The sequence below is a fragment of the Ahrensia marina genome (assembly GCF_001293565.1).
GTDB classification, from domain to species: domain Bacteria; phylum Pseudomonadota; class Alphaproteobacteria; order Rhizobiales; family Rhizobiaceae; genus Ahrensia; species Ahrensia marina.
In genome coordinates this window covers 142215-154448 of record NZ_JXMU01000005.1, presented here as the reverse complement: position 1 = coordinate 154448, position 12234 = coordinate 142215, and the positions used below count along the sequence as shown (strand labels likewise).

Here is a 12234-nt window from a genome sequence, read left to right as displayed (position 1 = left end):
ACATTGGGCCAAAGGAAATCATATGCGCGAAATTATATTCGATACAGAAACCACCGGCCTCGATAACCGTGATGACAGGATTATCGAAATTGGTGCTGTTGAGCTTGAAAACCGGTTTATTACCGGTCGCAATTTTCATGTCTTTATTAATCCGCAGGGAAAAGAAGTTCATCCCGATGCCTTGAAAGTGCATGGCATAACCAATGAATTTCTTCTCGATAAGCCTGAATTTGCAGGCATTATTGACGACTGGTTGGAATTTACACGGGGCGCGAAGCTTATCGCCCATAATGCGAAATTCGATGTCGGATTTTTCAATGCGGAATTTGCACGCGTCGGTTTTCCGGAAATTGATCCGAACCGCGTCATCGATAGTCTGGTTTTAGCACGCCGCCGCCATCCGATGGGGCCAAACTCGCTGGATGCTTTATGTAAGCGTTACGGCATTGATAATTCCAAACGTGAAAAGCACGGCGCTTTACTCGACAGTGAACTTCTTGCGGAAGTTTACATCGAATTGGTGGGCGGAAAGCAGGCCGCGCTGACACTTGATTCGAGCGAAGATGATTCCCAAAAAGACGGGGAAGAAAACGATCTGCCGGAAATTGAAATTCAGGCGCGTCCCCGCAAACTGGCATCGCGTTTGACGGCCGATGATATTAAAGCCCATCAGACGATTGTTGATGCAATTGGTGAAAAAGCGATCTGGTTAGCCAAGTAAATTTTGCTGTTGAATCCGGCAAATGATTCTAAATGGTACAAAAAAGCCCGCTTGATGCGGGCTTTGTCGTAAGATTGGATATGTTTAGTTCGGTTGAACCTGAGACTTTGCTTTTTCTTCAGCAATACGCTGCTGGAACATTTTAGAAAAATCAATCGGATCAATCATCAATGGCGGGAAGCCACCATTGCGTGTGCATTCCGCAACGATCTGGCGCGCGAACGGGAAGATCAAGCGCGGGCATTCAACAAACAGCAACGGCATGACATGCTCTTGCGGGAAACCGACAATTCTGAATACGCCGCCATAAACAAGCTCGACATTAAACAATACGTCATCGCCATCTTTCGCAATGGCTGTCAGGGTAAGATTGACATCGTAATCTGTCTCGGCAAGCGGGTTTGCATTGACGTTAACATTGATATTGATGGCAGGTGCTTTTTCGCGCGGGCGCAATGAAAGCGGCGCACCTGGGCTTTCGAATGACAAATCTTTTACATATTGCGTTAAAACACTGAGTTGTGGTGCTTCGCCATTGCCGGCAGCTGCGCCCTCAGTACCTGTAGATTTTGGATCTTTAGCCATTAAGTCAGAACCTGTTGAGTTAATCTTATAAAAGTTGGCTCGAACTAACACGCTCCCAAGTTGATGACAAGCAAAACACAGGCGTAGGTATAACCAAGCCTAATTCACTTGTCATACCATGGACTGTCAGCGTCCGGTTCTCTTTTAAAATCGGCATCATCAAGATCAATTGTCGGACCGTCAGTATCACCGCCGCCGCTCGGATTTTGATTTCGGCTACCGCCTACATTGACAATATTGATGCGGCTTTTGGCAAATTGCCAAACAGCATCGCGAATGGGCGGCACGAACAGCAAAAAGCCGCAAGTGTCTGTTACAAAGCCCGGCGTGAGCAACAAAATACCGGCTATCGCGATCATAACGCCGTGAACGAGCTCGCGTGCGGGCATTTTGCCGCCGTCAATATCGCTCTGGATTTTTCTGATCAGCCCAAAGCCCTGAACGCGCAATAAGATTGTTCCGATAATGGCGGTGACAACAATCATGCCAAGTGTCGGAAAAACGCCAATTTGCCCGCCGATAACCACAAATGTGGCGATTTCGAGCATTGGTATTATCAAAAGCATAAAGGGTATGAGCGAAAAAGGCACAATTTTCTCCGAATGAGTGCTAAAGGCTAGCTTTTATATAGGTATTTACGCCATAAATTTGAATGATGACTAGCTCACGTCTATATCAGAATATATGTGCAGCTGACGAATCTCACTAAACAAGGTGTTTTATGGAAAGTTCAAACTTAGTTACCCTCATTTTTGTCGTTGCAGCAGTGTTTGTATTTATGCAGCTGCGTAGCGTTTTGGGAAAACGCACAGGTCATGAACGCCCGCCATTTGACCCCAATAAAGGCAGACAGGAAGCGCCGGAAAATGATGGCGACAATGTCATTACGCTGCCAAACCGCAAAGACAATGCGAGCGATCCTTATAAGCAGATTGACGAGATTGCCGAGCCTTCAAGCGAGTTAAATAAAAACCTGCGCAAGATTAAAGACGCGGCACCTGTTTTCGAGCCCAAAGAGTTTCTTAAAGGTGCCGGCATGGCTTACGAAATGATTGTCATGTCCTTTGCCGATGGTGACAAGAAAACCTTGAGAAACCTGCTTTCAAAAGAAGTTTATGACGGTTTTGCCGCAGCTTTGGATGAACGTGCAAAAGCAGGCGAAACGGTTCAGGCGAATTTTGTCGGCATTGAAACCATCAAGCTTACCGATGCTGAACTGCGCGGCCATGATGCGCATTTAACCGTATCGGTCGTCAGTCAGATGATTTCAGCTACACGTGACAAGGATGGCGAAATTGTTGATGGCGATGTTGATACCGTGGTCGAGGTGAAAGATATTTGGACTTTCGCCCGCGATACGCGTCAAAGAGATCCAAACTGGAAACTGGTTGCCACCGAAGCTGAAGACTAAGTCCAGCAAAATCCCAGCAAAACCAATGTGGTCACTTCAATCAACATCGTATAGCGCGCTATCGGGATGGAAGAATGATGATCACGGTGCTGCCTTGGCCGCATTTCGTCGGCAATCTCTCAAGCCGGCGGATGTGAGCTATAAAACAGGAAAAATCGGTATTCCGCCCGATGCTTTAGATCCCCTGATTGCTTTGTCGCAAAAAGAGGATGCAATTAAAAACCCGCGCTTGTTTTTCGAAGACAATTTTTCAGTTTTCAGGCTTGTATCAACCGATGGAAAGCGTGGCCAAGTGACAGGCTTTTATGAGCCGGAAGTTCAGGCTCAACACTTTAAAGATTCAGAATTTTCTGTGCCGCTCTTGCGCCGGCCTGATAATTTGATTGCTTTAAATGATTATAACAGACCTGCCACGATAAGCGCGGATTATCGTTTCGGACGGCGTGATGAAAAAGGAAACATCGTTGAATATCATGATCGCGCAGTCATCAACCGCGGTGCTATCGACCATGATGCACTTGCCATTGCATGGGTAAAAGACCCCGTTGATGCGTTCTTCATTCATGTTCAGGGCGCGGCCTGTTTGAAAATGACCAATGGAAACACGCTGCGCATTACTTATGACGGCAAGTCGGGTCACCCTTTCACGGCAATAGGCAAATTATTGGTTGAGCGCGGCGAAATACCGAAAGACCGGATTTCCATGCAATCCATTCGTGTCTGGCTTTCGCAAAATCCGGACAAAGCACTGGCATTAATGGAAGAAAACCGGTCATATATTTTCTTTAAAGAAACCACTGCTGCCAAAGAAGAAATGGGTCCTGTTGCCGCTGCCAAAGTACCGTTAACGGCTGAGCGCTCGCTTGCTGTTGACCGTCTTATTCATACTTTTGGAACGCCGGTTTTTGTACAGGCTGACAGTGTGAACGGATCACCGTTTGAGCATCTGATGATTGCACAAGAGACCGGCACTGCCATCGTTGGACCTTCGCGCGGAGATATATTTTTCGGCACTGGGGATTTTGCGGGGCAAAAAGCAGGTGCGGTTAACTCGGCTTGCGATTTTACAATTCTGGTTCCGCGTGGCATTGGCTTTGATGAACCGGAGGTTCTATTGCCATGACACGCAAAAAAAATGCAGAGGTAAGAGAACTTAAGCCTGACGAGAAAGTTCTTTGGAACCGCGTGACGCGCACCGTCGCCCCGATGCGGAAATCAGCGCAGCCCAGATCAAAAGAGTCTGAAAGTTTTAGTGAACATATGGCCGAGTTCATGCCGGCGTCAAAAAGGTCCGCGCCGTTAAAAGACACCGAATTGCGCCGTGCAAAGGCCGCCGCCCGATCAGCACACGCAAAACCCGCGTCAGCAGATAAGAAACAAAAGATTACAGCTTCGCCCGCGCCGATTGCAGCGCATATTGATAAGCCTGTTTATCGCAAGATTGCCAAGGGGCGTTTGCCCATCGATAGCCAAGTTGATTTGCACGACATGACACAGGATCAGGCCGTTCATCGCTTGCAGATTTTTTTAAACCAAGCCCGTAATCTCGGCCATAGACATGTTCTGGTGATTACCGGCAAAGGCGGCTCTCCCACCAGCGAAGGTGTTTTGCGCCGCATGTTGCCAATCTGGCTTAACACACCGGCTTTTTCTTCAATCGTAAACGGATATCAGGCGGCCAGCCGCGGTCATGGCGGCGATGGCGCGTTTTATGTCCGGTTGAGACGCTTGCGGTAAGGATGATATTATGACGCCGTTTGGTGAAAGAGTTCGTGAACTGCGCAATGAGCGCGGTATGACACAAAAGGAAATGGCCAAAAAGCTGAATGTGTCAGCAGCCTATCTTTCCGCATTGGAGCATGGAAAACGTGGCACACCGCGCTGGATACTGGTTCAGCAGATCATCGCATGCCTGAACATTATCTGGGATGATGCCGATGAATTGCAGACTTTGGCGTTGCGCTCCGCGCCGCGCGTGACAATTGATACGGCGGATTTGTCACCGCGGGCAACGGAACTTGCCAATCTTCTGGCATCGGGAATAGATGTGTTGTCCGATGAGGCATTGGAGGATTTGCGGATCAGACTTGATGCGGCCATTCGCAACAGCGAAAAAGTACCCAAATATCTACCCAGAGAATGACAGTCTTTTATAGAAGAGTGCGTAGCTCTTCCACACGGTCATTGATCAGCCAGCCATAGTAATTTTCCTGCGGCAAATCGGGATCTTCGCCGCGGGCCTTCAGCTTTTTATTTTTCCGTGCAAGCGCCTGTGCCCGCGCAGTTGGGTTGCCCGTATTATACAAGGTGGCCGTAATTCCCGGATTGTCTGAAATGTCGAAGTCCGCGTAACGCTTGTAAGCGTCAATGGAAGATTTCAAAGTTGCCGCGATGTAAGGCAGAGTTTTCTTAGGGTCCATGATCGTCTCATAGACATCTTTGCCCTTGGAAGCGTCAATTTTGCGCGCGCCGGTCACTTTCGACACAGTGTCTGTCATCATGAGTGCGGTCAGTGGATTAAGCTGGCCGATACCAAAGGTTTGTCCGGCATAAAATGGTTGAAAAAACACAGCGCTGAACCGGTTGCGCGGAAATTTCTCGCCGTCAACGGTTTTACCGCTGAAACTGGAATTCCAGACATTTTCGCGGCAAGTCCACAGCTCGAGACTGCCCTTCATATTATTGCACCGGTCAAATTGTGGCCGCTTGACAAAGTCGGTAACGCTCTCGCCATTATACTCAAATTTTATATCGGATTTCAGATATGAAATCGCTTTGATATAGTAACTTTGAGCGCGGTCCATCGCATCGACATTATATGTATGTTCGCCGACGATCGCGCCGATCATATGAATGGGATCAATGGCGAATTTGCTCGAAACTGATTTAATATCGGAAATTAATCCGCGGTCATTTTTAAGAAGACGAAGAACTTTTTGATACTTGCCGTCAAAGGTTTTGTTTAATGCCTTTGTCCGGTTTTTAGATGATCCGGGAATAGCCGGCTGTTCTACGTTCACATTTCCGCTCGGTACAGTCGTCAACGCCAAAGCAGAGGAGGGAAAAAATAACGATACAGCGCAAAGAGCGCTGACGGTCACATTTGAGAATCTATTCATATGAAGTCTCATCATGATACCTTGGGTTAATTTTCCACCAGTTAAATAGAAAAAGGGCACTTCGATGTCGAGTGCCCTTTTCCCTTTAAGCATCAGCGTGTGATATTGGTCACAGAATGAACCGTGATAAATCGGCGTCTCTGGCAAGCTCACCAACGCTTTGGCGCACATAGTCAGCGTCGATCGTAAAGCTGGATCCGGACTTGTCAGGTGCTTCATAGGAAATTTCATCCAGCACACGTTCCATCACCGTTTGCAGACGTCGTGCGCCAATGTTCTCAACCGTGGAGTTCAAATCAACAGCAATATCGGCAAGAGCATCGATAGCATCATCGGTAAACTCTAACGTTACGTCTTCTGTCGCCATCAATGCGATATATTGCTTGATCAGGCTCGCATCGGTTTCGGTAAGAATGCGCTTGAAATCCTCTTTTGTCAGCGCACGCAATTCAACGCGTATAGGCAGCCGTCCCTGTAATTCGGGTAACAGGTCAGAAGGTTTGGCAACGTGGAAAGCACCCGATGCAATAAACAGTATATGGTCTGTTTTCACCGGACCATGCTTTGTTGCAACAGTCGTGCCTTCAACCAATGGCAGTAAATCGCGCTGGACACCTTCGCGGCTTACTCCGGCACCGGACCGTTCATTACCGGCAGCAATTTTGTCGATTTCATCGAGAAATACGATACCGTCATTTTCGACGGACTTGATTGCCTCTTCAACGAGCTTTTCTTCATCAAGCAGTTTATCCGACTCATCATTGACGAGGTGCTTGTAGCTGTCGCGCACAGTCGTTTTTATCTTCTTTGTGCGCCCGCCAAAGGCTTTTCCCATCAGGTCGCCAATATTGATCATTCCGATATTGGCGCCCGGCATACCCGGAATTTCAAAGCCGCCGGGCGTGGCTGTATCCGCGACTTCCACTTCGATTTCTTTGTCATCAAGCGAGCCTTCGCGCAGTTTTTTGCGGAAGCTGTCGCGCGTAGCCGGGCTTGAAGTCGAGCCGACAAGCGCATCAAGCACGCGCTCTTCAGCATTCAAGTGCGCTTTGGCGTTAACTTCGGCGCGTTTTTTCTCGCGCACCAATCCGATACCGATTTCGACAAGATCACGGATGATTTGTTCTACATCACGGCCCACATAACCGACCTCGGTAAATTTGGTGGCTTCAATTTTGACAAATGGCGCACCGACAAGCTTGGCCAAACGGCGTGAGATTTCTGTTTTACCCACACCGGTCGGTCCGATCATAAGAATGTTTTTAGGCATAACCTCTTCGCGCAGATCACCATCCAGTTGCAGACGGCGCCAACGGTTACGCAAGGCAATTGCGACCGCGCGTTTGGCATCTTTTTGGCCGATAATGTGGCGATCAAGTTCTGAAACCGTTTCGCGTGGAGAATATACACTCATAAAATTTACACTCTGATTGGTGGTAGTTTATTGATCAACGATGTGGGGAGCGTTGGCCTTACAATCAAGGCGCGGATACGTTGCCAGCCCGCACCGAACATGATGACAAGCAAACCGATCACCAGCAATATTAGCGCCAAGGGCGGCAGGCCTGTTGAGTTCGCCGTTGTTTCTATCATGTAATAAACACCAAGCGAGCCAAAATAGGCCAGCGTTGGAATAAGCAGTGAGCGCCGGTCAATGGCCAAGGCCACATAGACAAACACACTGATCAAAAGGCCCAACATGATTGATGCTGTCATACCGGGCTCGATTTTACCCAGCACAACATCCTGACCGGTGGCCAGAATAAACAGCGGATGCACAAGCAAAGGCGCGGAAATTACATGCAGCCAGAACGCGCAATCCGACCAAACCGTTGAACGTTCGCGGTCTCGCAAGTCAAAATAAACCGCAGTGCAAAACACGATAATGCCGCAGATGAGCGGCATCATCAGTGCCCGTTCTAAAATCAAAGGTATCTGTTCAATGGTCGGCAGTTGGACACGGCCGTCTGTGACACCGTCGTAAAAGTATAGAAAAGTCCAAAGAAATGCGAGGCCGGTAAGGCTGATCGCAATCGCAGCCGACATGATCGGAACCCGAAAACGCCAGAAATAAAGAACAGAGATTACTGCAATGCCGCCAAAGAATGCGCTGCCATAAGAGCCGATCGTGGGCCGCAATCCAAAAGCCAGTTGCGGATTATCAGCAAGCTTTGCCAGATCAAGCACATCCCAGATATAAAGTCCTATTATTGCCGATGTATAGCCCAAAAACCCGAGGCCAAGCACGGTCGATGATAGCTTCATCCGGAATTGGCGAGTGACGAATTCGGCAACCAGCCACAGCAAAACGGCCATCAGCGCGGCGCGGATCATCTGATTGTTGCCAAGCCATGTTTGCAAGACGAAGCCGACGCCGGAAAACAGCATCAAGATACCAACGGTAACGAATAAATCATTCCCGCCGCCAACAAGCCGCAGATCTTCGTCGGCACCGGCAACCGGCGTCTCTCCTGTCCCCTCGTTCGAGGGATCGTCTTCGCTTTCAAGCGCCAAAGAGATAAGATCAGCTTGTTGCGCCGTGTTAATAATGCCGCGCTTCACCGCCGTATCAAGATGGGTTTGTGTCAGCATTTATTGTCTTTCATGACGCATGAGATAGGTTTCACCGGTTTTACCCAATAGCGAGTTTATGGGTCGAAATCCGGCTTTTTCATAGGCGCGAATAGCACGTTTATTGTCCAATGACGGGTCAATAAGAATCTCGTTAAACCCGTTGTCACGCAGTTCAGCGATAAAAGCTATGAGCACCTTCGTGCCTATCCCTTTTGATAAGTTCGGTAAATCGGCAATACCCATATCAACACCGATACTCTGCGGTGGGACAAGTTTTATCCATGGTGTTTGTGAAAGCCAAGGCTCAACCAGATTGTCGCCAATGATCCAATACTGAATATATCCGCTGTCTTTTCCATCAAGCTGGAAGATAAACGGACGTGTCGTATCGGTGCCGTCAATCATTTCCTTTATAAAGCCGATTTCTTCTTCCATCTCGCCCCACCATTCCTGCCAATGCGGCTGCGCCATTCACCCGCGCAGCATCGTCAAATCATGATGCGTGACGGGCCGGAAATTGATGTCGGGATCAGGTTTCTGCATCCAGACTTTCCAGCACCAGACCATCATTGGTGTAGACGCAAATTTCCGCCGCAATTTTCATTGCCCGTTTCGCAACTTCTTCAGCATCGTGATCGGTATCATGCAGTGCCCGGGCTGCGGCCAAAGCATAATTGCCCCCTGAACCGATGGCCATCACACCATGTTCCGGCTCCAGCACATCGCCGTTTCCGGTGACACATAATGTGGCAGACTTGTCAGCGACAATCATCATCGCCTCAAGATTGCGCAGATATTTGTCTGTCCGCCAGTCCTTGGCAAGCTCGACGGCAGCGCGCATAAGCTGGTCGGGATATTGTTCGAGCTTGCGCTCTAACCGGTCAAGCAATGTAAAGGCATCGGCGGTAGCGCCTGCAAATCCGGCGATGACATTGCCGTCTTTACCGATACGCCTTACCTTGCGGGCGTTTCCCTTCATTACGGTTTGACCCAAACTGACTTGTCCGTCACCGGCGACGACGACTTTGCCTTCTTTTCGTACTGCGACGATTGTTGTCATTATCTATTCCTCAATCGAAATTGTGTTAGCCGATATGTAATGACTGTAAAAATGATTGCAAATCAGAGCGCTGGTATTTGCTGTAAAGCCTTGGTAAGAGCGTTTTGTAACAGATTAGGACTGCCAATATGAGTGCGCGCATAGCAAAAATCAGCCGCAAGACAAATGAAACTGATATTTCTGTTTCTGTCGATCTTGACGGTACGGGAAAAAACACGATTGAAACCGGCGTTGGTTTCTTTGATCATATGCTTGAGCAACTATCGCGACATTCACTGGTTGATATGAATGTGAGCGCCAAAGGCGATCTGCATATCGATGATCACCACACTGTTGAAGATTGCGGTATTGCTCTGGGTCAGGCGGTCAACAAAGCGCTTGGCGACCGCCGCGGTGTTACCCGTTATGCTTCCTTGGATCTGGCGATGGATGAAGCGCTGACTTCTGCGGCAATTGATGTATCCGGCCGGCCTTTTCTTGTCTGGAACGTTGAATTTACCGCATCAAAAATCGGCACATTCGATACCGAATTGGTGCGTGAATTTTTTCAGGCCTTTTCACAACATGCCGGTATTACGCTGCATATAAGAAACCATTATGCGGCAAACAGTCACCACATCGCCGAAACATGTTTCAAAGCGGTGGCGCGTGTATTGCGTACAGCCTTGGAAATTGATCCGCGTCAGGCTGATGCCATACCGTCTACAAAAGGCACGTTAAACGGCTAAGTTGAAATGGACATGAAATGACGAGTTTCGTTGTTCTGCATAATGATGGTGCGCCTGTACGTTTTTCGGAACGTACAGAGTTTGTGCACGATCATTTTTCCATTCTCGCACTTGCCTTTCCGTTTTTCTGGTTGCTTTGGCACCGGCTTTGGTTTGCGGCCATCATATTCATATGTGTGTTGACGGCACTCGCCTTAATTGCGGGCGAACATTCATTTACTTTGGTACCGCTTAACATTCTTGCTGGTCTCTTTGTCGCCTTGGAAGGAACGGGCTGGCGCATTGGCGCTCTTATACGCAAAGGGTATCGGCAGGTGGGTGTCATAGATGCAGAGAGCCGGGAAGAAGCCGAGCTGAAATTTGCATTGCGGCAGTCTCCAAAAGATGAAACGCCACTTGTCTATAAAAGCACACGCCCATATGAAGCACCGAAAAACGCGCAAGACGCGAATGATCTGATATTTGGATTTAGCGGGAAAAAATGATGCAGGTTGCGATCATTGATTACGGGTCGGGCAATTTACGCTCTGCGACCAAAAGTTTTGAGCGCGCAGCGCGCGAAGCGCAAATCGACGCCGATATCATTTTGACCAATGATGCCGATATCGTTGCCACGGCTGACCGGATTGTTCTGCCGGGCGTTGGTGCTTATGCCGACTGTGCGGCAGGCCTGGCCGCTGTGCCCGGTATGCGCGATGCGATAGACACAGCCGTCATCCACAAAGCGCGTCCATTCTTCGGCATCTGCGTGGGTATGCAGTTAATGGCCACACGGGGCTTGGAGAAAACAACAACATCGGGTTTTGATTGGATCAAAGGCGATGTCAAAGAAATGACACCGGACAAACCCGATTTACGCATTCCCCAAATCGGCTGGAATACGATCACTCTTACAAGTAAGCATCCGCTGTTTGAGGGTATCCATACCGGCGCCGATGGTCTTCATGCTTATTTTGTGCACTCATACCATTTAGCGGCTGATAATAAGGAAGATGTCGTTGCAACGGCTGACTATGGCGGTCCGATAACAGCCGCCGTTGTGCGCGACAATATGTTCGGTACTCAGTTTCACCCTGAAAAAAGCCAGCTTTTGGGGCTGGCTTTGATCGCTAATTTTTTAAAATGGAAGCCTTGATATATGGCCCGTAAAATTCTTTTCCCGGCGATCGATTTAAAAGACGGACAATGCGTCCGACTCAAGCTTGGCGATATGGATCAGGCAACGATCTATAATGACAGTCCGGCGGCGCAGGCTGCCGAATTTGAAAATGCGGGTTTTGAATGGCTGCATGTTGTTGATCTCAATGGTGCCTTTGAAGGCCAGAGCGTTAATGGCGCGGCCGTTGAAGAAATTTTAAAGGCAACAAAAAATCCGGTTCAGCTTGGCGGCGGTATTCGCAATCTTGATCATATTGAGAGCTGGCTATCCAAAGGCCTGTCGCGGGTTATTTTGGGAACCGTCGCGGTTCGTGATCCTGATCTGGTGGTCGAAGCCTGCAAAAAGTTTCCCGGTAAAATTGCCGTTGGTATTGATGCCAAGGGCGGCAAGGTCGCCGTTGAAGGCTGGGCCGAAGCATACGAACTTGGCATAATGGAAATGGCCGAACGCTTCGAAGGTGCAGGCGTTGCAGCCATTATCTATACAGATATTGACCGCGATGGTGTGCTGACCGGCATCAATTGGGAATCAACCATTGCCCTTGCCGATCACGTTTCAATTCCGGTGATCGCATCAGGCGGCTTGGCATCCATGGCTGATATTGTGCGCATGACTATGCCCGATGCGCAAAAGCTGGAAGGGGCGATTTCCGGACGTGCACTTTATGACGGCCGCATTGATCCGGCTGAAGCGCTTCGTGTTTTGCGCGGTGAAGGCAGAGGGTCGGAAGTTTGAATGGTATTTTTATTGTGATTTATCGTTGGTTTATAAATTAGTTAGTAAATTGAATCACTTAGCTTTGTAATTAAAGCATTGATAACACTTGACATTTTTGATTTGTAAGTGTATCTTTTCACCAAATGGATTGGGGTTTCCC

Annotated in this window: 16 protein-coding genes; 9 read left to right on the top strand and 7 right to left on the bottom strand. The window is 48.7% G+C overall.

What is annotated here, in order from left to right:
* Positions 1-22 precede the first annotated feature (22 nt).
* Positions 23-721: a DNA polymerase III subunit epsilon gene (dnaQ, locus tag SU32_RS05075; protein WP_053998262.1), complete on the top strand. Its 699-nt coding sequence runs from the start codon at positions 23-25 to the stop codon at positions 719-721.
* Between the two features lie 84 nt (positions 722-805).
* Here dnaQ and secB read toward each other — a convergent pair whose 3' ends face one another.
* Positions 806-1306, bottom strand: coding sequence for a protein-export chaperone SecB (gene secB / locus SU32_RS05070; protein WP_053998261.1), 501 nt, complete (start codon positions 1304-1306; stop codon positions 806-808).
* 104 nt (positions 1307-1410) lie between these two features.
* Positions 1411-1896, bottom strand: coding sequence for an FxsA family protein (locus SU32_RS05065; RefSeq protein ID WP_053998260.1), 486 nt, complete (start codon positions 1894-1896; stop codon positions 1411-1413).
* Positions 1897-2027: 131 nt separating this feature from the next.
* Between SU32_RS05065 and SU32_RS05060 the strand changes: the two genes are divergently transcribed.
* The 4 genes from SU32_RS05060 to SU32_RS05045 are packed head-to-tail and all read left to right on the top strand — an operon-like array spanning position 2028 to position 4860.
* On the top strand, positions 2028-2717 hold the full coding sequence (locus SU32_RS05060; RefSeq protein WP_053998259.1) for a Tim44/TimA family putative adaptor protein: 690 nt from the start codon (positions 2028-2030) through the stop codon (positions 2715-2717).
* Positions 2718-2742: 25 nt separating this feature from the next.
* The gene (gene mltA, locus SU32_RS05055; RefSeq protein ID WP_053998258.1) at positions 2743-3840 is read left to right on the top strand and encodes a murein transglycosylase A; all 1098 of its coding nucleotides are present in this window, start codon (positions 2743-2745) and stop codon (positions 3838-3840) included.
* Positions 3837-4454: a Smr/MutS family protein gene (locus SU32_RS05050; RefSeq protein ID WP_053998257.1), complete on the top strand. Its 618-nt coding sequence runs from the start codon at positions 3837-3839 to the stop codon at positions 4452-4454. The genes mltA and SU32_RS05050 overlap by 4 nt, the downstream gene beginning before the upstream one ends.
* A 10-nt stretch (positions 4455-4464) precedes the next feature.
* Positions 4465-4860 carry a helix-turn-helix domain-containing protein gene (locus tag SU32_RS05045; protein ID WP_053998256.1) on the top strand — a complete coding sequence of 132 codons (396 nt, stop codon included), beginning with the start codon at positions 4465-4467 and terminating at the stop codon, positions 4858-4860.
* 7 nt (positions 4861-4867) lie between these two features.
* Here SU32_RS05045 and SU32_RS05040 read toward each other — a convergent pair whose 3' ends face one another.
* The 5 genes from SU32_RS05040 to hslV form a co-directional block, all read right to left on the bottom strand.
* On the bottom strand, positions 4868-5836 hold the full coding sequence (locus SU32_RS05040; protein WP_053998255.1) for a DUF1402 family protein: 969 nt from the start codon (positions 5834-5836) through the stop codon (positions 4868-4870).
* 109 nt (positions 5837-5945) lie between these two features.
* Complete coding sequence (gene hslU / locus SU32_RS05035; RefSeq protein WP_053998254.1) at positions 5946-7250, bottom strand: ATP-dependent protease ATPase subunit HslU; 1305 nt, start codon at positions 7248-7250, stop codon at positions 5946-5948.
* A 5-nt stretch (positions 7251-7255) separates the two neighbouring features.
* The gene (locus SU32_RS05030; RefSeq protein ID WP_053998253.1) at positions 7256-8428 is read right to left on the bottom strand and encodes a hypothetical protein; all 1173 of its coding nucleotides are present in this window, start codon (positions 8426-8428) and stop codon (positions 7256-7258) included.
* Complete coding sequence (locus SU32_RS05025; RefSeq protein WP_201454880.1) at positions 8429-8881, bottom strand: GNAT family N-acetyltransferase; 453 nt, start codon at positions 8879-8881, stop codon at positions 8429-8431.
* A gap of 58 nt (positions 8882-8939) precedes the next feature.
* Positions 8940-9470: an ATP-dependent protease subunit HslV gene (gene hslV, locus SU32_RS05020; protein WP_053998252.1), complete on the bottom strand. Its 531-nt coding sequence runs from the start codon at positions 9468-9470 to the stop codon at positions 8940-8942.
* Between the two features lie 128 nt (positions 9471-9598).
* Between hslV and hisB the strand changes: the two genes are divergently transcribed.
* From hisB to hisA, 4 genes are read left to right on the top strand one after another with little or no spacing between them, the layout of a single operon-like run.
* Positions 9599-10198 carry an imidazoleglycerol-phosphate dehydratase HisB gene (gene hisB, locus SU32_RS05015; RefSeq protein WP_053998251.1) on the top strand — a complete coding sequence of 200 codons (600 nt, stop codon included), beginning with the start codon at positions 9599-9601 and terminating at the stop codon, positions 10196-10198.
* A gap of 17 nt (positions 10199-10215) precedes the next feature.
* Positions 10216-10683, top strand: coding sequence for a DUF2628 domain-containing protein (locus SU32_RS05010; RefSeq protein WP_053998250.1), 468 nt, complete (start codon positions 10216-10218; stop codon positions 10681-10683).
* On the top strand, positions 10683-11333 hold the full coding sequence (hisH, locus tag SU32_RS05005; protein ID WP_053998249.1) for an imidazole glycerol phosphate synthase subunit HisH: 651 nt from the start codon (positions 10683-10685) through the stop codon (positions 11331-11333). The genes SU32_RS05010 and hisH overlap by 1 nt, the downstream gene beginning before the upstream one ends.
* A 3-nt stretch (positions 11334-11336) precedes the next feature.
* Positions 11337-12092 carry a 1-(5-phosphoribosyl)-5-[(5-phosphoribosylamino)methylideneamino]imidazole-4-carboxamide isomerase gene (hisA, locus tag SU32_RS05000; protein WP_053998248.1) on the top strand — a complete coding sequence of 252 codons (756 nt, stop codon included), beginning with the start codon at positions 11337-11339 and terminating at the stop codon, positions 12090-12092.
* Positions 12093-12234 lie beyond the last annotated feature (142 nt).

Coding starts and splice junctions, on each gene's coding strand:
- dnaQ (WP_053998262.1), top strand. CDS start 23: ATGCGCGAAATTATATTCGATACAGAAACCACCGGCCTCGATAACCGT.
- secB (WP_053998261.1), bottom strand. CDS start 1,306: ATGGCTAAAGATCCAAAATCTACAGGTACTGAGGGCGCAGCTGCCGGC.
- SU32_RS05060 (WP_053998259.1), top strand. CDS start 2,028: ATGGAAAGTTCAAACTTAGTTACCCTCATTTTTGTCGTTGCAGCAGTG.
- mltA (WP_053998258.1), top strand. CDS start 2,743: ATGTGGTCACTTCAATCAACATCGTATAGCGCGCTATCGGGATGGAAG.
- SU32_RS05050 (WP_053998257.1), top strand. CDS start 3,837: ATGACACGCAAAAAAAATGCAGAGGTAAGAGAACTTAAGCCTGACGAG.
- SU32_RS05045 (WP_053998256.1), top strand. CDS start 4,465: ATGACGCCGTTTGGTGAAAGAGTTCGTGAACTGCGCAATGAGCGCGGT.
- SU32_RS05040 (WP_053998255.1), bottom strand. CDS start 5,836: ATGAATAGATTCTCAAATGTGACCGTCAGCGCTCTTTGCGCTGTATCG.
- hslU (WP_053998254.1), bottom strand. CDS start 7,250: ATGAGTGTATATTCTCCACGCGAAACGGTTTCAGAACTTGATCGCCAC.
- SU32_RS05030 (WP_053998253.1), bottom strand. CDS start 8,428: ATGCTGACACAAACCCATCTTGATACGGCGGTGAAGCGCGGCATTATT.
- SU32_RS05025 (WP_201454880.1), bottom strand. CDS start 8,881: ATGGCGCAGCCGCATTGGCAGGAATGGTGGGGCGAGATGGAAGAAGAA.
- hslV (WP_053998252.1), bottom strand. CDS start 9,470: ATGACAACAATCGTCGCAGTACGAAAAGAAGGCAAAGTCGTCGTCGCC.
- hisB (WP_053998251.1), top strand. CDS start 9,599: ATGAGTGCGCGCATAGCAAAAATCAGCCGCAAGACAAATGAAACTGAT.
- SU32_RS05010 (WP_053998250.1), top strand. CDS start 10,216: ATGACGAGTTTCGTTGTTCTGCATAATGATGGTGCGCCTGTACGTTTT.
- hisH (WP_053998249.1), top strand. CDS start 10,683: ATGCAGGTTGCGATCATTGATTACGGGTCGGGCAATTTACGCTCTGCG.
- hisA (WP_053998248.1), top strand. CDS start 11,337: ATGGCCCGTAAAATTCTTTTCCCGGCGATCGATTTAAAAGACGGACAA.